This window comes from Streptomyces sp. BJ20 (genome assembly GCF_022869105.1).
GTDB classification, from domain to species: Bacteria; Actinomycetota; Actinomycetes; order Streptomycetales; family Streptomycetaceae; genus Streptomyces; species Streptomyces griseoincarnatus.
This window is the reverse complement of record NZ_CP094918.1, coordinates 3,841,868-3,866,015: the sequence shown is the minus strand read 5'-3', so window position 1 is coordinate 3,866,015 and position 24,148 is coordinate 3,841,868. Positions and strand designations below refer to the sequence as shown.

The following is a 24,148-nucleotide window of genomic DNA, read 5'->3' as shown; positions in this document are numbered from 1 at the left end:
CTGCCCACCCAGTCCTCCGCGCGCCTCTTCGGCCAGTCCCACACCGTCGAGTCCCGTCTCTACGCCAAGATGCACCGGCGCGGCGCCCGCCTGCTCGCCGTCGAGAGCGCGCCCCGCATGGAGGGCATGCAGCGGCACAAGACCTCTCAAGCGACGGAAGCCGGGATCACCGACAACTCCGAGGGCGCCGTCGGCACCGCGCCGCTGGTCGCCACCGGCGGCGCCGGACTGACCAACCCCGGCGTCACCGGCCCGGTCGGCGGCGCCGGTGACGGCATCGCACACAAGGGCGCCGAGGACGTCACCCTCGGCACCCACGTCAAGTACGGCATCGACCGCAGCATGCTCTTCGCGCTGCCGGTGAGCTGGCTGGCGGTCTCCGAGGCGGACCACCGGATCACCGACAGCCGGCCCCTGCGCACCCTCGGCAAGGCGAAGCGCGGCCCGCGCGCCGCCGAGGCCGAGACCACCGCACTGGTCTGGCTGCGCGAGGACCAGGCCCGCGACTACGGCCTCCTGGACGACTCCTCCTTCCCCGAAGAGGCCGCCGCCGCCTGGGACGACATGGCCAAGGCCGCCGCCGACCTCGCCGTGGCCGAGAAGGAGTACTACGACGCCCGTGCCCGGGCCCGGGAAGCGTGGCTCTCGCTCGCCCCCGAAGAGCGCGCCGCGCTCGGCGACGGCGACCCCGGCCTGACATCGGCGCTGACGACCGTGCTGCCGCGGAACCTCGCCGAGTCCCCGGCCGTCCTCGCCTGGCAGGCAGCCCGTGACGACGCGCACCTGTGGGAGGGACGGGTGGACGCCGCCGCCGCCGACCACCACCGGCTGCACCTCGCCGCGTCCCGACTCACCGCCCACCACCAGGGCTCGGCCGCCGTGCCGGTGCGGGATGTGCCGCAGGAGTACACGGAGCCCGAGTGGCGTTCCGACGCCCCGGCCCCGTACACCGTCACCGAGCCCGACGGCACCGGCGTACGCACCCTCACCTCTCCTGACGGCGCCGTCGTGCGGGCGGTCCACGAAGTACCGCACGACGGCGCGTCGTTCTTCCACGCGCTGATCGCCGCGGCCGGGGAGCGCGGCCGGCTGGCCCGGCTGCTCGGCGCCGACCTCGCCGACCGGTTCACCGCCGCCCCGGGCGACCCCGAGGTCACTGCCGACGCAGTCCACACCGCCCGCGACCGCCTCGCCCGGGAGCTGGGCCGGCCGGACAACAGGGACCTGCTCGACTCCCTCGCCCCGGACACGGCCGACACCTTCACACAGGAGGAGCTGGACGGCGCGGGGATCACGCTGTCCCCGGAGCAGCAGGCCGAGTTCGACGCCCTCGGCCGGCTGCCGGAGACGTTCTGGCCGACGCCTGCGCAGCGGGCTGCGCTGGCCTCCCTCGCCCTCGCCCGCCCGTTCGCCAGCGAGCCGCTTCCCGCCGACGCCGCGCGACTCGACGACGCTCCGGCTCCGCCCGCGCGCCGCGCCGGGGACCACGGCGGCGCCGACCTGCTGCCCGCGCTGGCCGCCCGGCTCCTCGGCACCTCGCTGACCGTGGTCACCGGTGAGGGCCGCGAACAGCGCTTCCTCCCGTACCGCGACGACCGGGACGGCGCCGCCCGCGACGGGTCCGCCACCGTCGACCCCGCGGCCGACCCGGTACTCTTCGCCGCCGACGGCCACTTCCACGCCGCCCTGTCCGCACACGCCCCCGCCCCGTCCGCCACCGCGCTGCCGGCACCGGCACCTGAGGGCTCCGGCACGTCCGGCGAGACCTCGGCCGCGAGCGGCAGGCCGTCCAAGCCGGCCGCGCACCGCAGCCACACCACCGCCCCCTGGCTCCCGCCCGCCGACGGCGCCGGCCCGCGCTACCGCCTCGCCCGCGACGGCGTCCTCACCGCGCCCGACGGCGCCACCTACACGCAGGGAACGCCCACCGGCCGCGGCAACGGCTTCTTCGGCGCCCTGTCCACCGCGCTGCGACATGCCGCAGCCCAACCGAACCTGGACAGCCGGGAGGCCGGCCGGCTGCGGTCGCGCGCCGACGCGTCGCCCGCCCGGCTCATGCGGCTCAACGGCCTGCCGGGCACCCCGTCCGAGCGGACCTCGCTCTTCTCCCCGCCGCCCCTGGCGCGGCGCCGGGGCGCCCCCGAGCCGAGCGCGGAGGCGAAGGAAGGACACCTGCGCCGTCACCTCGCCGAGGCCCCCTGGACCACCACCGACGCCGACCTGGCGGCCGCCCGCTGGGCCGCCGCCGCGACCGGCGCCACCGTCACCCTCGTCGAGGAGAACGGCACCGCCCACACCTACCTCGGCCCCGGCGGGCACAACGGCCCGCACCTGAGGCTCCGCCGTCGGGGCGGCGACTTCGTCCCCCTGATCGAGCGGACACCGGCCCCGACCACCCGGACGTCACCGACCGACGGCACCGGTCCGGACCCCACGGCGACCGCGGCCACCGTTCCGCTGCCGCCGTCCACGCCGGCGTCCCCGTCCTCCACGCCGCCTCCGTCGCGGCTCCCGTCGTCCACCGGGACCACCACTGACGGCCGGCCGGCCACCGGGACCGCGGCCGACACCACCACGACCGTCACCGCGACCGACACCGTCACCGGGACCGCCACCGACGCCGGTCCACCGGGGCTCGACGGCGACGACGCGTACGAGCTGAGCCCGCTCGCGGGCGACCGGGGCGGCCAGGGTGACCCCGCCCGTCAACTGGCCGTCGGGCGACGGGCCGGAGCCGTACTGCACTCCCTCGGGCACCCCGTGGTGCTGGCCGGAGCGGCCCGCGGCCGGGTGCAGTTCGGCACACCCCGCCCACTGGACGCCGTGGAGTTCGGGCTCCCCGGGGACACCCTGCCCACCGCCGCCTCGGTTCGGCGGGCCCTGGGGCAGGAGTTTCCGGGGGCGCGGGTGCGGCCGTCGGCCGTCACGGACGACGGCCGCACCCTCGCCCTGTCGGTCGACGGCGTCACCATCAGGATCACCGCGACCGGACGCCCGTACACCGGCACCGTCCGCACGGACGGCTTCACCCTGCCCGCGCCCGCGGACTCCGTCGCCGACGCCGCCCTCACACTGGCCACCGCCACCGGCCAGGACTCCCGCGGACGCGACCTCCTCGACCTGCTGTGGGCCCTGCGCGCCACCTCGGCCGACGGCACGCCTTCCCTCACACCGGCCACCCTGCCCGAGGACGCCTACCGCGCCGCCCGCCCCGCCGGCGCCCCCGCGTCCCTCGCCGTCCGGCTCAGCGAAGTACTCGACACCGCCGCCCTGGACGCCGACACCCTCGCCCGCCATGAGCGGACCTGGCGCGGTCTCGGCGTCGCCGACGGCGACCTGCCCGGCCTGCGAGCCGAACTGACCGGCCTCGCCCACGCCTTGCGCACCGCACCCGAGGTGATCGCGGACCCGGTGCGTACGCTCGCCGCCCGGCTGCCCGGCTTGTCCGCCACCGACCGCAACGCCGCCCTGGCCCTTCTGACGCCCGCCGACCGCGAGCGTCTGGCGGCCGACCCCGCGCTCGTGGACGCCCTGCGCGCCGCCACCGACCCGGAGGAGTTCGCCTCGGTCGCGGCCGACCTCATGACGCAGGTGCCCGCCGGGGTCGGACAGCCCGTCTCCGCCCGCGCCGCCGCACGTACCCGGATCGCCCGGATGCTGCGCGACCCCGAGGTCACGGCCCGGCTGCTCAAGGGCGGCTCCCGCGTCGTGGTCGTCCCCAGAACCGAGGCCCTGACCTCCCTGGACGCCTTCCGCTTCCTGAACGGCGCCGTCACCGGCGACGGCCGCCCCTGGGACGGCGTCCGCGGCGTCGGCACGCGCACCGCCGCCGTCACCGAGGAGAACCTGCTCGGCGAGCGCACCACCGTCGGCTCCGGCATGTCCGCCTACCCCGACGGCTACTCGACCACCGTCCACGAATTCGCCCACACCGTCCATCTGCACGGGCTGGACGCCACCGACCGGCAGCGCGTCACCAACGCCTTCCGCACCACCACCCGGCACGGCGAGGCGGGCGCCTGGCCCGACGGCCCGCTGCACTCCCGCGACGCCGACGGCCGCCGCAGTGCCCCCAACTACAGCAGCCGCGACGAGCGCGAGTTCTTCGCCCAGCTCACCAACGTCTACCTGCGCGCCAACGGGGGCAACGACCCCTACACCGGCCTGCCCCGCGTCAACGCGGGCCCCGAGTGGGTCCGCACCCGCCAGCCCGCCCTCTACCCGCTGCTGCGCCGGCTCTACGGCGACGCGACCGACACGCGCCCCACGGACATCAACCCCGTCGAGGCCACCGACACCGAGAACGAGGCGCTGGCCCGCGCCCGCGCCCTGTTCGCCGTGGCCGAGGGCACACCGGCCGAGGACGGACCCGCCCACGAAGCCGTCCGCGCCCTGTGGGACGGCACCGCCGGAACCCACGTGCCGCAGCCCCACCCACCCGCTGCCCCGCCCGCCCCGGTGCCGACGGACGCCCGCCGGGACACCGCCGCGCCGCCGCCCGCCGACGACGCCGTACAGCGCCGCCTGCAGGAGCTGTGGGCCGTCGTCGACGCCACCTTCGGCTCCCAGCCCCTGCCGCAGAACATCCGCGACGGGCTCTTCACCTCCCTGCGCGTCATCGAGGCGGCGCGCGCCGCACACCCGTACTTCGGCCGGCGGCCCCTGGACCTGGACGGCATCACCCGCACGCTGCTGCACCTGCCGCCCGACGCGCCGGTGGACGCGGCCCGTCACTTCGACGCCTTCACCCTCGTCAGCAGCGCCCACCGGCGGGGCCGCTCCGCCACCCTGGACGCCGTCGCCGCCTACGGCCTCACCCGGCAGGGCTACCCGCAGGGTTCCGCGCTCACCGGCCCCGACGGCACCGCGTACGGCCGGAACCTCACCGGACGCCCCGGTCTCCGCCTGGACCTGGACCGGACCGCCGACGCCCAGGGCGTGCACCCCGCGCCCTGGGGGCCCACCGCCTACGCGGCCGTACTCGAACGCGACGAGGAGGGACGGGTGCTGGTCAACGGCACTCCGGTCTCGGACGCCGAGTTCGCCGAACTTCTGCGGCACGATCCCGAACGGCCCCAGGACGTGCCCGTGGTCCTGATCGCGGGGGAGGAGGACGGCCGCAACGAGACGCTGGCCCGCGAGATCGCCGAGCGCACCGGCAGCCGCGCCTGGTTCACCAACGGCGATCTGCGGCTGGAGCAGGCCCCCGACGGCCGGCGCGTCCCGGTCCTCGCCCCGCCGGCCTCCGCCAGCGTCCCGGCGGGCGGCTGGTTCCCGGCCGACCCCGGGAGGGTCCCGCAGGACCCCGGCGCCACGCTCACGGCCTCCGACGGCACCGTCTTCCCCGACAGCGACATCCACACGTACCCGCTGGCCACCAGCGACGGACAGGGGCTGACCGGGCGGGCGTTCCTCGACGCCCACGACATGGCGATCCGCGAGCAGTCCATGCGCCTGCTGTCCGCCGTACGGCACTACTCCGACTTCCTGGAGTCGCTGCCCGGCGTCCACGGCGCCAAGGAGAGCGACGCGCGCCCCCTGCCCCGCTCGCTGGCCGACTCCTACGTCGCCGTCGGGCACGGCGACAGCGGACGCACCACCGTGCCCCGCCGCAGCACCGGCGCCAACCAGGCCCTGCCGCCCGTGCAGCTGGGCCGCATGCTGGCCCGGCGGCCGAGCCTGCGGGCGCTGCCGAGCGAGCAGCCGGTGTGGATGCTGTGGTGCGAACTGTCCGCCACCCGCCCCCGCCAGGACCTGCTCGCCCAGCCGCCCGCCGCGCAGCACATCGCCAACGAGACCGGCCGCACCGTCTTCGCCTCGGACGTCCAGGTAGGCACAGCCGACGCGGAGAACGGCCTGCCGCCGCGCCTGATCAAGTTCGACGACCCGGACCGCCCCCAGGGGCACTTCGACGAGTTCCGCCCCGAGCCCGGCGCCGACGCGCTCGCCGCCCTCGCCGACCTCGGCCGGCTCCCCGGCGCGCTGCCACGGCGCACCACCCGCGCCCTGCACTGGGTACGGGCCCTGCGCCGGACCCACGGCCCGGACATCGACTCCGCCCCGGCGCGCGAGGCGGAGTTCCACGAACTGATCGAGGGCTTCGGCGCCCTGGAGGAGCTGCGGTTCAAGGCGGCCGGCGGCGCCGATCCCGGCCCTCTCACCTGGGGCGGCCTCCAGCAGACCGCCGGTGAGTACGCGGCCCGGCGCGGCTGGGACCGGTCGCTGACCGCCGGCTCCCTGGAACACCTGCTGCGCGCAGCCCTCGACGGCGACCTGAGCCCCCAGCAGGCCGCGGCCCCCGCCGCCCCCGCAGCACCGCCCTCGACCCCCGCAGACGGAACCGGCACGACTCCGGACGCCTCCGCGCCGATCGCCTACGCCGTCTCCTACGGCGACGCCCGTGAGGTCCACGTCGGCCTGCACACACAGGACACCTACCCGCACCGGGACCAGGAGCCCGACCCCGAGGAGGCGTACGGTCTCGACACGCTGTCCGGCGCGGAGGGCCCGGGCGGAGGCGGCCGGCCGCGGCGCTCACGCACGGAGGCCGCGGCGCCGGCCCGGTTCCGCTTCACCGACGACCCCGACGCCGAGCGGCCGGCGCAGTTCCGCTTCACCGAGGACACCGACGGCGAGGTCTCCGACGGCGACGACACCGACAGCGGGCACGGCGGCCCGGACCTCACGCCCGAGGAGTACCTCGACCTCCTCTTCACCCCCGCCGCCCGCAGCGGCCAATCGCCCGAGATGCTCATCGGCACGGCCGTCGCGCTGCGGCAGCTCGCCAGGGAGCACACCGACGCGACGGGCGAGGACACCGGCGCGCTCGGCGAACTGCACGGCCTGGCCAGGCGTGTCCTCGGACTCCGCCCCGGCACGCCGTCCGGCGACGGGCACCTCACCCTCCTCGGCTCGCTCGCTCTCGACGCCCCGTCGTCCGCCCTGGCCGGCGAGGCCCCCCTCGCCTCGTACCTGCGGCGCCACGACCGGGCCCTTCGACGGGCGACCCGGCTCACGCGGGGCGACGGCGTCGTGCGCAACTGGACCGGCACCGGTGATCAGGTGCCGCCCCTGGACACGTACGCGGTGGAGGGCGCGGACGGCAGGCTGAGCACCTGGCCGGCCCCGTGGTCGAAACCGTACGTCGTCCTCGCCCAGGAGGCCGCGGGCTCGGTCCGGCTGACCACGCCCGACGGCACGGTCACGCTGGACGACGCGGGCGAGCTCGCCCGGCTCGTCACCCGGGACCCGGGCAGGCGCGGCACCGACGACATCGTCCTGGCCTTCCCCCACGACGACATCGAGACCCTCGCACACCACGTCGCCGACCTGACCGGCGCCAAGGTCTGGTACTCCGAGCACGCCCCGCGCCCGGCCACTGACTGGCGGACCGGCGCCGATCACCTCGTCCTCGGCCCCGTCGAAGAGGGAACCGGAACGGTGTGGAGCACGGCCGTGCCGGACCGGGGAACCGGCAGCGAAGGCGACTTCGACGACCTCCTCGACCTGTACGCGCAGGACTCCGCGACCGGCGAGCCGTACGAGCGGGACCCCGGACACGACGACCCGCTCCGCGCACGCCGCCCCGAGCCGCTGACGACCCGTGACTACGGCATCGTGGACGGCACGGGCGACGGCGTGCTGTTCCGCAAGCCCGGCGGCCTCCGGGGCACCTGGCAGACCCCGCGGTCGATGACCGGCACGGAGGACGCGCCCGAACTCCTCATGAACGAGCAGGACCACACCCTCACGTCCGTCACGGAGCGTCCCGTCCTGCGGATCTCCGCCGACCGCACCCTCGCGGTCGAGGACGGCGCGTACGGCCAGCAGGTCTTCGCCACGCGGGAGGCCGTCGAGGCGTCCTCGGCCAAGCTGGCCCGCGCGGGCCTCGCCGTACGGCTGCGCACCGACGAAAGCGTCGGCATCGTCCTGCCCACCCCCGACGGGGGCAGCCGGCTCCTGCACCGCGTGACACCCGACTTCCTGACCAGCTCGGGACAGTCCACGGAGGAGGTATGCCGGGACTTCGCCGACATGCTGGCCGACACCTCCCGCACCTCGCACATGGTCTTCCGCGCCCCCGACGGCGGCCCGGCCGTCACGGCACCCGTCAACGCGTCCGACGGCGTCGAGGTCACCGGCACCCACCACCTCGCCGACGCCCTCGGTCACGTGGCGGACGGCCGTGAACGGCCGGAGTCGGCGGACCCGGACTGGGCCGCAGGATCGGTGCGCCTGGACGACCGGCCCACCGGCGGCCACGGCGGCCCGCTGCCCGGCCGCGCCTACGGCAGCGCCCTCAGCCTCGACCGGCCGGACGACCCGCGCCGCGACGCCCTCTCGGACGCCTCCCGCCGGATCGGCGTCAACGAGCACGCCTGGGCCGACGTCGGCGAGGGCTACCTCGTCCAGTCCGTCGCGGCCGCCGGCGAGCACGGCCAGGCCAGCCTGGAGATCAACTACGCCAAGCCGCGGACCGGCGCCGGAGGCGCGCACTTCGGCTACCACTTCGTCACCGTCGTCCTGGCCAGCGAGGACGGCACCCACCAGATCTCCCTGGAGAACCACGCGCGCGTCTCCCAGCGCACCCACCGCCACCGCCGGGCGGTCCACGCCAATCTGCGCAACCACGACCTGGACGACCTGCGGGCGGCCGCCGCGCGGCTCCGCCAGGAGATCGAGGCCCGGGAGGACGACGGCGCCGACGAACACCTCACGGAGCTGCGCGGCTACCTGGACCTGACCTTCGCCCTGATCCGGGCCAAGGTGGCCCAGACGGAGACGCGGACCGCGCCCGCGGGCTCACCGGAACACACGGAGGCCGAGCGGAAGCTGGAGGCCGCCGTCCGCGCCGCCGCGCACCGCGTCGGGAACCTGGAACCCGTCATCCCCGGCAAGCACCAGTGGTACATGCGGATGTACGCGAAACGGCCCGGTGAGTCGGCCCACGACACCAACGCCCAGCTGCTCACCGAAGGCCCCTCGGCCGAGGCCAACCCGCTCACCGCCGTCGTGCTCCGCGGCCAGCAGGCCCTGCCGGTCTCCGTCACCTTCGACAAGGGTGCTCAGCAGACCCCCGAGGGCTCCCGCAACGCCATCCGGCACCTGGCCGAGGTGGTGGCGAGGACGGGGCTGTGGAACGCCGCCAACGGCCTGCCGCTGCCGGACGTCACGGTCAGCGGCCGGCGCACCGCCCGCCTGGTCGGCCGGGACCTCGCCAAGGTACGGGCCGAGGCGGTCGCGGGCACCTTCCGCCGCGAACTGGCCGACGCGCTCGCGGCACTCCAGGCCGGAACCCCCGGACCGCACCTGACCGCCGACCGGTTCACGATCGACCCGGTCTCGGCACGCGTCAGCAGGGCGTCGACCGGCGGTGACCCGGGCGCCGACACCGTGGACGTCACGGTCGACGATCAACGCGGCGGACCGCGCCACGTCGCCACCCGCGGCCCTCGGGGCAACCTCCGGACGGACGGCGGCCTGCGCGGCGGCTCCCGCGACGACGGCCTGGACCCGGTGGCCGAGCAGTGGCCCATCGGCCGCCCGGTCACCCTCACGAGCCCCCGCCACGGCGACATCACCCGCGGTCCCGTCTCCGTCGTACCCGTCGGCGAGGCGTCCGCCGCGCACAGGCCCGCGGACCCGAAGGGCAAGTCCCCGGCCATCGGCACGGAACGCCCTCCCAGGCTCTGGTACGCCTACACCCGGACCGCCGACTCCCGCACGGAGCCCTTCCGTTACGAGGTGGCTGACACCGGGCACATCAGGCTGCCCGACGGGACGGAGATCCCGCCCGGCGGCTGGAGGCGGTTCGGCCACGACTTCGTGCACGAGGCGACGGGCACGCTGCTGCGCGGCGACAGCGGCTGGATCGGCCGCGTCGCCAACATGGAGTTCCTCGCGCCGCAGCTGGCCGAACTCGACCCCGACCCCGTGCCGCACCGGATCGCGGCCGACCCGGACGCCCTGTACGTGGTGCCGGCCCACGGCTCCACGGCCCTGCGCGTCCCGCTCAGGCAGGAAGCGCCGCCGCCCGTGCTCCGCCGCGACGACCGGCCGCGGACCGTCGTGCGCTCCGCCTTCGACGTACGGCGCTTCACCCACGGCGACGACACCGTCACCGACCTCACCGTGCGCCTCGCTCTGCGCCCGCACGGCGAGGCGACCGACGCCGTCACGGCACGGGTGGCCGAGGGCGTGGAGCGGTTCTACAACCGGCCCGGCCACCGCCTGCCCGGTGGCGACCGGCTGCACGTCACCGTCGAGTTCGTCGGCCCGGACGACGACCCGCACCTCACCGTCGACCTGATCGGCCGCGACCAGCCGATGAACCAGCTGGCGTGGTGGGCGGACGCCGACCCGGAGGAGTTCGCGCACGAGCTGGGGCACCAGCTCTTCCTCCGCGACGAGACCCCCGACGCGGCCAACCCGGGCCGCCTCGACGCGCCGGGCAGCCTCCTCGGCGCCTTCCGGGAGCAGGCCCCCGACGGCCTCGCGCAGAGCGGTCTGCGCCCCCGCCACCTCCAGCTGTGGGCCGCGGTCACGGAGGCCGTCGAGCCGTACACCTCACCGGAGGGGGCGAGTTGGGCCGACGCCCGGGCTGCCGCACCGGCCGAACGGCGGGAACCCGCCTGGGTCGACCCCGTGTCGTTCCCCGAACCCACCCCGCAGACCGGCCCGGACGGCGCGGTCCCGCCGCCCCTGCCTCCCGGCCGCCCCATGACGACGGTGCAGGAGGCGTCCGAGCCGTCCGACGACTCGGACGACGAGCCGGACTCCGACGAAGAGAACGAGCAGCCGCGCTGGGCCGACACCGGCTGGCTGAACACCGTCTTCGGCCCCGGGTGGGACGCCGTCCCCGGTGACCGGCTCAGGGAGACGTCCGAGGGACTCTTCGCACTGGTGTCGACCGAGGCGGGCGAGGACCAGGAACCCCAGTCGCTGTTCCGTGCCCTGAACCGCGTCACCCGGCAGGTCCTGCACCTGCCCGGCGACGCCCGGCCGGGCCCCGCCGACCACCAGCTCCTCGGCTCCCTGGCGCTCGACGCCTCCTCGGACGACCTGGAGACCACCGACGACCTCGCGCGCTACTTCGTCGAGCGGCAGATCGAGACCGGACGCGGCGCCCTGGACGAGGGCACACTGCTGCGCGACCCCGCGGGGAACGCCGCCGGACGCGACTTCGGCCGGTCGGGGCAGCCCGCCCCAGGACCGGACTCCTACGTCCTGCGCGGCACCGGCCGGGTCGTCGAACGGCCCGCGCCGTGGCAGAACCCCTATGTGGTCGTCGCCCGGGCGGCCGACGGCGCCGTCGAGGTCTCCCTCACGCCGGGCCGCACCTTCCGCGTGACCCGCCTCGACGAGCTCGCGATGCTCATCTCCTACGACAGCCGGCGGCCCCGCGGCGCGGACATCGTGCTCGCACTGCCCCCGCACATCGCCGCACCGCTCGCCGTCCTCGTCGCCGGCACCACCGGCCGCCGCGTCTGGCGCCCCGAGGCACCGGTCGCCGTGGCCACGCACCCCACGGCCGGGTCCCGCCTCGCCCTCGACCTGCGCGACGGCGACACCGGCGCGAGCTGGGTACCGGTCGACCCCTCGGAGCAGGACGGCCTGCCCGGCGCCCGAGACCTGAGCAGCGACAGCGAGAGCGACGCCGGCACCGACGACGGCGAACTCTCCAGCAGCGACGGCGACGCGGAGTTCGACCGCCTCGCCGACCAGCTCGCCCTCGAACGGCGGATCGACGAGCGCCGCACCCGGCCGCTGATCACCCGCGACTACGGCGTCATCGACAAGCGCGGCACCGGTGTCCTGTTCACCCGGCCCCTCCCGCGCCACGTCGCGGAGGTGGACACCGGGGACGGCACCGGCGCCGAGGCCGACGCGCTGCTGCTGCCGAGCCAGGACCACGGCGCCGTCCTCATGGCCGACCGGCCGGCGCTCCACATCTCCGAGGACCGCACCCTGGCGCTGCTCGCCGACGGCGAGGGCACGACGGGCCGTGGACGCCAGGTGTACGCCACCCGAGCGGTGATCGATGCCTCGTCGGCCCGGCTGGCCGCGGCGGGAGCGGGCGTACGGCTGAAGGCCGACGAGTCGACGGGCATCCTGCTCCCCGGGGAGGACGGCACCTACGGTGAACCCCTCCTCCGGGTGGAGCCCGAGTTCCTGACCGCGTCCGGCTCGTCGGAGCACGCCTTCACACGGGACTTCGCCCAGATGGTGGCCGGCACCGGATCCGCGCCCCTGTCCCACGTCGCCTTCCGCGGCCCGGCCGGCGACACCGTCGCCACCGCCCCCGTGAACGGGCAGCACGGCCGCGAGGTCACCGGCACCCACCACCTGGCCCAGGCGCTGACCGAGGTCGCCGAGGGCGCCCGGCCCGCCGGTGACGTCACCCCGCGCTGGGCCGCCCGCCAGACCGGCCGCGACCTGCGGTTCACCGGCGGTGTCGTCGGCGCCCCCACCCCCGGCGAACGCTACGGCAGCGCCCTGAGCCACGAACCGGCCGACAACCCCCGGCGTGCCCCGCTGTCCGCGGCCGCACGGCGCATCGGCGTCAACGAACATGCCTGGGCGGGCGTCGGCGAGGGCTACCTGATCCAGTCGGTCAGCACCACCAACGACAGCGGCGCACAGCTCTTCACCCACAACCACGCCAAGCCCGGCGACCGGGTCGGCCCGCACGCGCCCTACCACTTCGCGCAGGTCGTCCTGGCCAGCGAGGACGGCACCCACCAGATCACCCTGGAGAACGAGACCCACTCCCGCGGAGGCATCCCGGACGAGGAGATCGACGCCATCGTCGAGGACAACCTCGACCGGCACGGCGGCGACGGCCTGACCCGCCTCGCCCGGGCGGCCGAACGACGGCTCGCCGACGCACGGCGCGCCGGCGTGGACGGCGCGGGGGCGGCCCGCCTGGACGACCTGGCGCGGGCCGCCAGGGCCCTGGCCGAGCTGCACGACGCCGAGCAGCTTCCGTTCTACTTCGACGAGGACCGCCCCGAACACGCCCTGGCACTGCGCGAGGCGGACCGGGCGCGCATCCGTGCCAGGGAAGCGGTCAGGGCCGCCGCGGCGGTGTCCGACCCCAAGGACCTGTGGTTCTTCCGCGCGTACAGCAAGCGGCCGGGGGAGTCGGCACACGAAGTCAACGCTGCGCTGCTGTCGGACAGTTCGCCCGCGCTCGCCAACCCGCTGACGACGGTGGTGCTCCACGGCCACGCCCAGCGCCCCCACCAGCGGACGATACGCTTCGCACGCGAGCAGCACAGCCTTCCTGACGGCGCCGAGCGCACGATCGACGCGCTGGCCCGGACGCTGGCCCGCGTGGGCCTGTGGAACCGGGCCAACGGCCTGCCGCTGCCGACCGTCACCGTCACCGGCCACGGCAACCGCTCGCAGGCCAGCGCTCGCAAGCGCGCCGAGGCTGTCCGCACGGCGCTCGGCGCCAGGCTGGCCCGGATCCTGGCCGACTCCCAGCAGGGCATCACCGGACCACCCCTCGCCGTACGGGACTTCGGCCTCACCCTGGACGCCAAGCGAGTGCGCGGCGCCACGGACCCCGACACGGGGCGCACGGTGACCGTCGACATCGACGACCGCCGCCAGGCGCCGCCGGCGCCGCCCGTCGCGTTCACCGGCCCCGCGCTTCCACGCCCGACGGCCGACGTGCCGACGGACGTCGCCAGGCCCCGGGACACCCGGCCCGCGACGCCCGCTCCCGAGGGGGACATCTCCAGCCCCTCCCCGTCCCGCGCGCGCAGCCGCTCCCCGCAACCAGGCCCGGAGCACCGCAACAGCGCCGCGCCGCCCTGGGTCATGGCGCGTATCCGCTACGCCGAGGAGTCCCTCGCCTTCGACAAGCGACTGGGTGAGTACCTGGCCGAGCACGAGGCCGTCGTCGCCGAGTACCGCAAGATGGCGAACGCGGCGTGGAAGACGGCGCGCGAGCGGCACCCCCGCGGCCTCGGCGTGTTCGGCGACACCAGCAAGTACAAGGCCGGCGTCGTCGGCACCTCCCGCCCCGCGCTGCAACAGGTGCTGCGCAGCGGCAACCTGCGCGAGCTGGTGGCGTTGCTCTACGAGGGCATCTCCAGCGACTTCGTGCCCGACATGCTCGGCGGCAGGGAGGAGCAGCACCCCGAGATCGCCGAGGAGCGGCCGAGCCGCCGGCAGCGCGAGACCCATGCCGAGTTCGAGCGACGCGCCAAGGAGATCCTCGCCTCGCCCGACCTGACCCCCGCGCAGAAGAAGGAGGCGGTCGAGGAGCTGGAGCGGTCGGTGACGATCCGGACGCGCCCGGAGGACGCGCGCCCGCCGCTCAGCGAGGCCGAACGGCGCATCGCGGTCAACGAGCACGGACTGACCTGGCTGCCGGCGACGTCCCTGTACGACATCGCGATGAGTGCCGGCTTCCAGCAGCGCTCGGAGGCGTCGGGCGGCCTGGTGGCGACCGGCACCGCCGGATCCACGTACCGCTTCATGCTGCACGCCGCCCGCATGCGGGACCAGTGGGGCGTCGACCTCGACCTCGGACTGATCCGCGCCGGCATGCTGGCCGTCTCCCTGACGGTGGACCACCACACCTTCCACGAGGTGATGCGCGGCGCCCAGCTCGCCCTCGACGACATCGCGGACCACGACAGCGCTCTGGACTACACGGACAACTGGGGCCGGTACTGGCACATCCACCCGTTCGGCGAGCAGGAACTGCGCACCCACGTCGCGCGGGACGGCCGCTTCCCCGACGAGCACGCCCAGGCCCTCCGCGACGAGCTGGAGGGCGGCACCGGCACCCGTACCGCCATCGCCCTTCCCCACCGTCCGGCAGGGGCCCGCCCCATCCACACCCGGCCCGCCACCACCGGCCTCAACCACCCCCAGGCGCCGCACCGCACCAACCCTCCCGGCGACCCCGCGACGACGGCTCCGGCCATCTCCCCGGGCGTCGTCACGCTCCAGGACGTGACGTCCGACGAAGCGGAGCGGCACCGCGAGGCGCTCCTCGACGCGCTGTACGGCCTCGGCGCCCTCGAAGACGTCGACCGGGAACGGGCCGCCGAGGCGCTGGAGCGGCTGGACCGGCTGCGGGTGGCCGACCTCCGCCTGCGCGGCGGATTCCTGGACCTGGACGCGATGGTCCGCCGGGTGCTGCTGCTCGGCCCCGCCGAGCAGGTGAACGCCGCGGCCCGCGGCGCCCTGGTACGGCTCATGACGGTCCCCACGTCGGCGGGCGTCACCTCCCTGGACACGCTGTCCGCCCACTACCTGGCCCACCGCGGCGTGTTCCACCCGGACTTCCGGCTCACCGACGCCCAAGGCCGCCCCCGCGGCCGGAACTGGACCGGCCGCGCCCTGCCGGGTGACTTCGACGCGAGCGGCACCGGACGGGTCCGGCGCACCCCCGACGGCACGACCACCGACGACGGTGCCGAGGACGCGCCGTGGCGTCCCGTGCCCGGCGACCCCGACCCGTACATCGTGCTGGCCTCCGGCCGGGACGGCACGGTCGTGGTGCGCGGGCTCGGCGGGTTCACGCGCTCCGTACCCGCCGAGGTGCTGCGCGAACTGCTGGCCCTCGACCAGGATCTGGCCAACCGGCCCGGCGCGGTCCTGCTCCACGTGGAACGGTCCGGCGCCGCCCCCTCGGACCTGCCACGCGCACTGGCCGACCGGCTCGGCCGTGAGGTGTGGGCCGCCACCGGCCGGGCGGGCATCGGACACCTCCCGAGCGCCCCGGGCCGCTCGATGCTCCTGCTCCTCGACGAGGAGGGGCGGACGACCCGGGGCCAGTGGCTCGCCAGTACACCCGCGGCCCCGGACACCCCGCCCGGCGGGACGGCGGACGACCGGGTCACCGCTCTCTCCGTCGCCCACGACGGACACCGGTCCACCGGCTACATCTCGATGGATCTCGCCCAGGAGGCGGACGGCGGCTGGTCGCGGACGCTGGAACACAGCCGCCTCGGATCGGTCACGTCCTACACCTATCTGCGCAGCGGCTACGACCACGGCAGCACCCCCGCCACGCTGCCCTGGGTCGAACTCGGCCTGCCGACGCCGTACTTCCCCAACAACCACGGCGCGCCGGGCGCCGTCATGTGGCACACCCCGCAAGGACCGCGGGAGGACGACGGGCCGCGGTTCGCACGCACGCTCGCCCGCCGCCGCAGCCTCACCTCGCTCGCCCCGGGACACCCCGTGGTGCCGCTCATCTGCTACGCGGCGGCACGCCCCGGCATCGGCGGCGTCCTCGGCGGTGACGTCAGCGGACCGCTGCCTTTCGTGCCCGACCCGCTCGCGGTCGTGGCGACCGGCCAGCACATGGCGAACGAGACGGGCCGCACGGTGTTCGCGACCGTCCTGGCGAACTCGGTGGGCCCGGCCCGGTACAACGACCCCGAGACCTACATCAACCTCGTGACCGACGCGCGCGGCCGCGCTCACCGGTGGGTCATGTTCCGGCCCGAGCCGGCCGGTGAAGCGCTCGACCGGCGGGCCCGCGCGGCCGGACTGCACACGGGAACGGACCCCGCCCCGGACGCCGTACGGGAGCGGACCCTGCGGCTCGTGCGGGCACTGCGCGAGATCTTCGGCCCCACGGTCGACGAGAACGCGGAGTACCCGGCACTGCTGCGCGGCATCGGCGCGCTCGACCTGATGCACGAGGCCGACCCGGCCCTGAACCGCGACGGCGCGCGCCTGTTCACCCTGGACCTGTACGAGCAGATCCTCGCCCGGCACCGCTCGGCCGCCCTCCCTCCCGGGCCGGTCACCCCGGACGACCACCGCCGCCTGCTGACCGAGGCCGCAGGCCGCCTCGACAACGGGCAGCGGGGCCCGCTGAGCGACTGGCTCGCGCTGCCGCACCTGGCCCACCTGCTGGCGGGCCTCGCCGCGTCCCCGCAGCGCGAACACCTGGCCCGGCAGGTCCTCGGACTCGACGCCACGGCACCGGTCGGCGAGACCGAGTGGTCGCGGCTGCTGTGGGCGTCGTTCAAGGTGGCCATGGTGACGAGCCGGGTGGACCGGGGCGCGTTCGCAGCCGCCGTGCTGCACCTGCCCGCCCCCGACCCGGCCCGGTTCGGCGAAGCGGTGACCGTGGCCCGGCAGGCGGCCGCCGTGGGCCGCGACCCGCGCCGGATCCACGAACTGGCCGCCCACCACCTGGAGCAGCGGGGCGCACTGGCACCGGAACGGCTCCTGAAGAACGCCGACGGCACCGCTTGGGGCAGGACCCTGGACGGCACGGACCGGCCCCAAGGAACGTTCGACCCGGGCGTGATCACCCTGCTCGGGCGCGGGCCCGACGGCTCACTGGTCCCGGTCGGCAGCGAGCCCGCGCCCTGGGCGACGCAACCGGGCCGCCCCGCCCCCTTCGTCTATGTCGCCGACGGCGACGCCGACGGGCTCGTGCTCCCGGGTGCGACCCCGGCCGCGGTGCCCGCACGGCAGTTCGGCGAACTGGTCTTCCGCGACGCGGAACTGCTCGGCAAGGCCGGCAACACCGAGGTCATCGCCGTGGTCCCGCACGGCAGCCCGGCCGGGACACGGCCGCCGGAGGGCAGTCTCCCCGACGAGGGCGCGCGCAACTCGGCCCGCAACTGGTGGACCACCCGCGGCGCCACCACCCTCCACCACGACCCGGCCACCGGTACGTACACCGTCGCGATGCTGCCGGGCCCCGACGGGCAGCCGGCCCCGACCGGCACCTGGGACCGGACCGGCCGCCCCAAGGGCGACCCGGTGGCCGCCACGAGCCCGGTCGCGCCTGCCACCAACTCCGCGGCGACGCTCCGTACGGACGCGCGGGCAGAGCCCGTTCCCGAGGCAGCCGGTGCCCTCTCCGACGCCTGGGACGCCCACGCGCGGGCGCTGTCCGCACTGGGCGGGGCCATCACCGAGGCGGCTACGAGGGAGAGGGCCGACGGTGACGAGACGCAGGTGGCGGACGCCCACGCCGTCGACGTGGCGCGCCGGCGGCTGGAGGACGCCGAGGCACGACTGCGGACCCTGGGTGTCACTCCGGAGGCATTGGGCGCCGCCCGGGAGACCGAGCGGGAGACGGGGGAGAGGACCATGGCGCCGCCCGCCCCGAGGGGCGCCGGGGCCCGCCGCTGGATCGCGGACCAGCTGACCGAGGCCGACCTGCCGCCTGCGCAGTCGCCTCCCGCCGAGGGTGAGACCGTCGGCCTGCGCGACCTGGAGGCGGCGGGTATCACGCCCTCCGTCGGCCAGCGCACCGAGATGACGCTGCGCGGCGACGACCGGCTGCCCGCGGCGACGCTGCCGCCCCTCGACCTGGCCCGGATCAGGATGACCGGCCCCGGCACCTGGACGGCTGCGTCGGACAGGGCGGCCGCCAACGCGTCACGGCGGCTGTGGGCGCGGGCCTACGCGGACTTCACGGCCGCGGTGCCCGAGGGCACGGACGAGGCCGACGCCTCCCGTGCGTGGGCCGCCGCCGTCGTCCTGGTCCTTCCGGCCGAGCCGCACGAGGTGCTGGCCGACTCCCGCTACGCGGGCGGGGATTTCCGGGAGGCTGTGCGGAGGGTCGCGGACCATGCGCTGGCCGAGTCGACGGACGCCGATTCCGCCGCCGAACTCGCCGACGCCCTCCGCGCGGAACTGGGCCTGCACCCGCGCTGGACCACGCCCGCCATGGACGCGGAGGCCTCCGTCGAAGGCACGGCGGGGGACACCACGCCGGACGTCGGGACGACCGGCGCCCGGACGACACCGACGCCCGGCAGGCAGCAGCCGGCGCCCGCGGCCCGGCCGGGGACGGCAGACGGCACGCCCGGTGCCGCGTCGTCGCCGGACGGTCCCGCCCCGGACACCACCGGCCCCGTCGACGCCGACCTCTCCGTCCTGGACGGTACGGACCTCGACCACGTCGGCCTCGACTTCACCACTTTCGACTTCGATCCGCCCGGCGACTTGCCCGCTCCGGTCCCTGCCGCCCCGGCCCCCACCGCGCTGGACACGGCCGGCGGGCGGACGGAGTCCGCCACGCCGGGCGTCGAAGCCAAAGCCCGCTCCTCGTCGGCGGGGGAGCCCATGGAGGGCGTGGAGCTGACCTCGGTGCCCGCGCCCCCTCCCGCCCCCCTGCCCACACCTCCTGGCGCGCCCGCGCCCACCACCCCCGCCCAGCCGGTGTACACGAGCCCGGCCGCCCCGGTGCCGTCCGCGCTCCCTCCCCGTAGCCTGGTGGCCTACGCGCGGGAGGCGACGGTCCCGTCCCCGGCCGGCCGGGAGAGCATCGGGCGGCTGGCGCATCAGGTGGCCGCCGCAGGGCTGCACAACCGCCGACAGGGCTGGGCCCCGCCCCGCGTCGAGGTCACCGGCTACGGCGCCGACGGCCCCGGCAACCGGGGCCTGAAGCGCGCGACGGCCGCACGCAACCACTTCGTGCGACAGCTGACGCAGGCGCTTCAGCAGTTGCAGCAGCACCTTCCCGCCGACGCCCCGCGACTGACCGCCCAGGACTTCCGCGTCAAGGCGCTGGCCATGAACCGGGTGCCCGACGACTGGACGGGCACGGGCGCCCTCGCCGGCGTCAGCCGGGCCGACCTCGGGCGGCAGGCGACCATCCGCGTCGTCCAGGCGCCGGACGCGGCCGCGACACAGACCCTCGACGCCCTGCGCCGCCGCGACCGCACCCTGCGCCACAGCCCGCTGGACGTCGACGCCCTCGCCTCCCGCGTCCTGCACCTCGTCCCGGGCACCCCTGTGGACCAGGACACCCGCGACGCCCTGTTCGCGATGGTGAACAGGGCAGCCGCGGCCGGCCGCGCGACGAACCTGCCCGCCCTGGCCGCCTTCCACCTCACCGAGCTGGGCGTGACCGACCCCGGACGAGCCCGCCACTTCACCGCCCACGGCCGCCGCGTACCCGGCCTCAACTGGGACCCCGGAGCCGACCCGGCCGGCGAGCTGGACACCACCCGCGGCGACGTACTGGAGGACAACGGGCCCGGCCCGTACGACATCGCGGAGACACGGCAGAACCCCTGGCCCCAGGGAGTCACCCCGTACGTCGTTGCGGCCGGCGGGCGGCACGACAGGGTGGAGGCACTGCTGCCGGACGGCTCGAAGCGGGAGCTGGACGTCGACGAGTTCGTGGAGCTAGTCGCGGCGGACGTGGCACGTGAGCGGCTGCCGAAGGACACGCCGATCGTGCTGGCCGTGCCCTTCGCCGGGGACCAGTACCTCGACCTGCCGCGCAAGCTCGCGGACCGCACGGGCCTGACGGTGTGGGCGCACAGCGGCGAGGTGACGCTCAGCTCGGACCAGGGGGTCAGCACCGTCGACACGGTCCGGCGCAGCGGGGCTCCCGAGGGCGACTGGACCGCGAGCGAGCCCGGTCTTGCACCCGACCCGGACGACGACGTGCCGGACTGGTACCACCAGGTGGCCACCCGTCCCATCGTCAGCGCGCTGACGGGCAAGCAGATCGGCCGCGCCTCGCACCACGCCGAGGAGTGGGCGAACGACTTCGAGGACGACGACCGCCACCTGGACCGGATGACGACGTACGTCCACTACTACCCGGCCACAGGGCGGATCTCCACCGAGCACGAACTGCCGCGTCCGGGCACGGAGAACGCCGCCTACCGCCTGGACATGCACGGCTCGCCCGGCCGCCTCCACCTGGCGATGAGGGACGGCACCGTCAGGCCGGTCGACGAGCGGGAGGCCGGGCCCTGGCTCAGGCGACGCAAGAGCCTGTCGACCCTGCCGAAGGACCACTGGATCGACTTCGTGGTCTGCTGGAGCGGCGCCCCCGGGGACCGCACCGTCCCCGTGCCGCCGAACACCGCGAGCGACGCCTACGCCGGCCCGTTCGTCCCCGACCCGCTGAGCAGCCTCTCCCTCGGCCAGCAACTCGCCAACTCGACCGGCCGCAGCGTCCGGCTGTCCTACGGCTCGCAAGGCACCCGGAGCCGTGACGGACGCTACACGCGGACCCTGTTCGCCGACGCGCAGGGCCGTCACCGGGCGTGGGCGCTGTTCCGCCCCGACCCCTCGGGCGCCGACCTCGACCGGCTGGCGGCGGTCGCCGGCCTGAGCACCGACGACGGCGAGGTCACCGACGAGATGCGGGCCGGGACGCTGCGTCTGGTACGGGCGCTGCGGCTGACCTTCGGCCACGACGTGGACGACGTGGCCGACTTCGCGGCGCTGCTGCGCGGGGTGGCCGCCGTGGACCACATGTGGCGCAGCGACACGGACTTCGACGCCGCAGGCCCGTTCACACTGGACCTGCTCAACCGGGTGGTGGCGGCGCACCCGGAGACGGCGTCCGGGGTGGACCGGGCGGCAGTGCGGCGCGTGCTGGCCGCGGCGGCGGACCACTGGGCCGCCTGGCCGGGTGACGCACTGGTCGGTTTCGTGGAGGTGCCGGCGATCGAGGCCGCCGCCCAGTGGATGCGGGACGGCGACCTGGAGGACGAGGCCGTCACCGCCCTGGACCTGTCCGGCCCGCACAAGGTGGGCGAGGCCGAACGGTCCCGGATGTTCTGGGCCCGGGTCAAGGCCGAGGAGACCCTGAACGCCCCCGGCACGAACCTCGGAGCCCGCGTGCCCAAGGTGCTCCACCTGCCGCCCGGCACCCGGCCGAACGGCTACCGCGACACCCTGCTCGACCTGCTCACCCGGGCCTTCGCGGCAGGCCGGGACGCCACCGACCCGGACGTGGCGGCCGCCTACGACCTGGACGAGTCCGGGGTGTACGCCACCACCGGCGTGAGCACGACGGCCGGCGACAGGAGCGGCGACGGACGCGACTACACCGCCGGGCAGACGCCGACGACCATCGACCTGGCCCGGTTCGGCACGCCCACCGGCGTGCTGGACACACCGTGGGCGGACCGGAAGGGCTCCGCCCCCTACCTCGTACGGGTCACCCCGGACGGCAACGCCCCCGACCTCCTGGAGCTGACCTTCGACGGGGAGACGCACCGGATCCCGGTCGGCGAGTTCCTCGAACTCCTCGCGCACGACACGTCGTTGACGGGCAAGGAACTGGACGTCCCGGTCGTCCTGGCGTACTCCGTCCACGACGGTGACCCCGGTGACCTCGCCGAGCGGATCGCCCAGCGCCTCGGCCGCACCGTGTGGTGGACCGACTTCCCGGCGGACCTGTCCACGCCCGGCGCCCCGGGGGAGCCGTTCCTCATCCTGCGGACGACACCGGACGGCGCCGAACCGGACGCCGACGCCTGGAACAAGGCCCGCCCGGCCCAGGCCACGACTCCCGGTGACGCACCCCGCCCGGTCCAGGCACCCCTCCCGAGGGCCGCGGCCCCGCTCCTGGAATCCTTCCCGGCCCTGACCCTGGACGAGGACACGGGCACGGACGAGGACACGGAGAAGGACGAGGACTCGGACTCGGACGCCGGCACCGGCGCGGAGAGGGAGCGCGAGAGGACGGAACCACCGGGTGACCGTCCCGCGCCCGCCTGGGTCCTGGCCCGCATCCGCTACGCGCAGGAAGCCCTTCTCTTCGAACAGCGGCTCGCCGCGCACCTGGGTGAGAACGAGCAGGTCAACGCGGAGTTCGGCAAGGTCGTCCGGGCTTTCTGGGACATCACCCTGCACAACCGGCTCGACTACCGGCTGTTCGGCAGCAGGAACCCGCTGTCCGCCGGCGCCGTCGGGCAGAACTACGAGTCCCTCGCACGGGTCGTGGAGTCCGGAAACCTGCGTGAGCGGGTCACGTTCCTGTTCAACGGCGTCGCCAAGGACCTCGTCCCCTACCTCATGGGCGGCGTCGAGCCCCAGCACCCGGTGATCGGCCTGGAGCGCCGCGACCGGCACAAGAGCGAGCGTTTCAAGGAGTACGAGCGGCAGGTGGCCGAACTCCGGGCGGCGGAGCTGGACCCCGAAGACGAGGCGCAGGAGATGGAGGATCTGGAGGCGATGCTGCGCACGCCGCTGCGCCCCGACGAGGTCCACCCTCCGCTCAGCGAGGCCGAGTGGCGTCGCGCGGTCCGGGACGGAGTGCTGCTCTGGTCGCCCGCCGGAATGGAGCACACGCTGCCGATGTCCGCCGACTTCCAGGCCCGTTCCGAGGACTCCGGCGGCCTGGTACTGACCGGCACCTCGGGCAGCGCCTACCGGATCGTCACACACGTGGCCCGGCTGACCCGGCTCGCCGGTGTCCCCGTCGACCTCGGCCTCATCCGGGCCGGACTGGCGAGCATCCTGGTCGGGGTGGGCCACCACAGCTTCCACGAGGTGATGACCGGCGCCCAGCTCGCCCTGGACGAGTTCGACCCCGCTGCCGCGTCGGTCTACTCCGACAACTGGGGCCGGTACTGGGACGTCTACCCGCTGACCGAGGAGGAACTGCGGACCTTTGTGGCCCGCGAAGGACTGTTCCCGGACGAGCACGCCCGCGCGCTGCTCGCCCGCCTGGAAGCGGAGAGGACCACCGGCCGGGCCGGCCCGCGAACCGACGACGACGATGACGTGAGCGAGGCCGCCGGACGGCCGGCACCGACAGAGCACGAGACAAGAGGACAAGATGAGTGAGCCCGGCGCCGAGACGCCTGCCGCCGCCGACACCCCCCTGGACCCCGCGCCCCCGGAGGAGTACGTCCAGGCCGCCCGCCTCGCCCCCGACCACTGGCTCTACCTGCCCGACCCCGCCTGGCAGGGCGAGGGACCGCCGCCCGACTGGGCCGTGGTCGGCCAGTGGCGTTCCGACTCCGACGGGACGATCGTCGAGTGGGAGGACAACCCGGAGTACCGGCCGTCCCCGGAGGCGATGGGCTGGCCCGAGCCCACCGACGACATCGACCGCGCCATCCAACTGGCCACCACCGGCTACGGCCCGGCCGAGGCCGTCACCGAGGCCCTGTCCGGCGCCGAGGTCGCGGTCCTGGTCACTACGGACGGCGAACCGGTCCGCGCATCGGCACCCGACGGCACACCGGTGGTCCTCGCCTACACCTCCGACCGCTACCTCCACGCCGCAGGCCGCCTGTCCTTCGCCCACTTCCCGGTCGGCACCCTCCTCACCCGCGTCCCTCCGGACCACGCCCTCTACCTCAACAGCAACGCCCCGGTCGGCATGGTGCTGCCGACGGACGGCCTCGCCGAACTGCTGGAGGGGGCAACACCGCCGGAGTGA

General features: G+C 75.5%; 2 protein-coding genes (1 of these 2 only partly in view). Both read left to right on the top strand.

Translation table 11 applies throughout. The features are described from left to right. Positions 1-23,547 carry the 3' portion of a lonely Cys domain-containing protein gene (locus MTR79_RS17200; RefSeq protein ID WP_244791100.1) on the top strand. 10,116 nt of this gene lie to the left of the window's left edge, so only the last 23,547 of its 33,663 coding nucleotides appear in the window; the start codon falls outside the window, past its left edge; it ends in the stop codon at positions 23,545-23,547. Beyond that, positions 23,540-24,148: a type VII secretion system-associated protein gene (locus MTR79_RS17195; RefSeq protein ID WP_244791098.1), complete on the top strand. Its 609-nt coding sequence runs from the start codon at positions 23,540-23,542 to the stop codon at positions 24,146-24,148. The genes MTR79_RS17200 and MTR79_RS17195 overlap by 8 nt, the downstream gene beginning before the upstream one ends.

Excerpts from the sequence above, each read along its gene's own strand:
- MTR79_RS17195 (WP_244791098.1), top strand. The coding sequence starts at position 23,540 with ATGAGTGAGCCCGGCGCCGAGACGCCTGCCGCCGCCGACACCCCCCTG.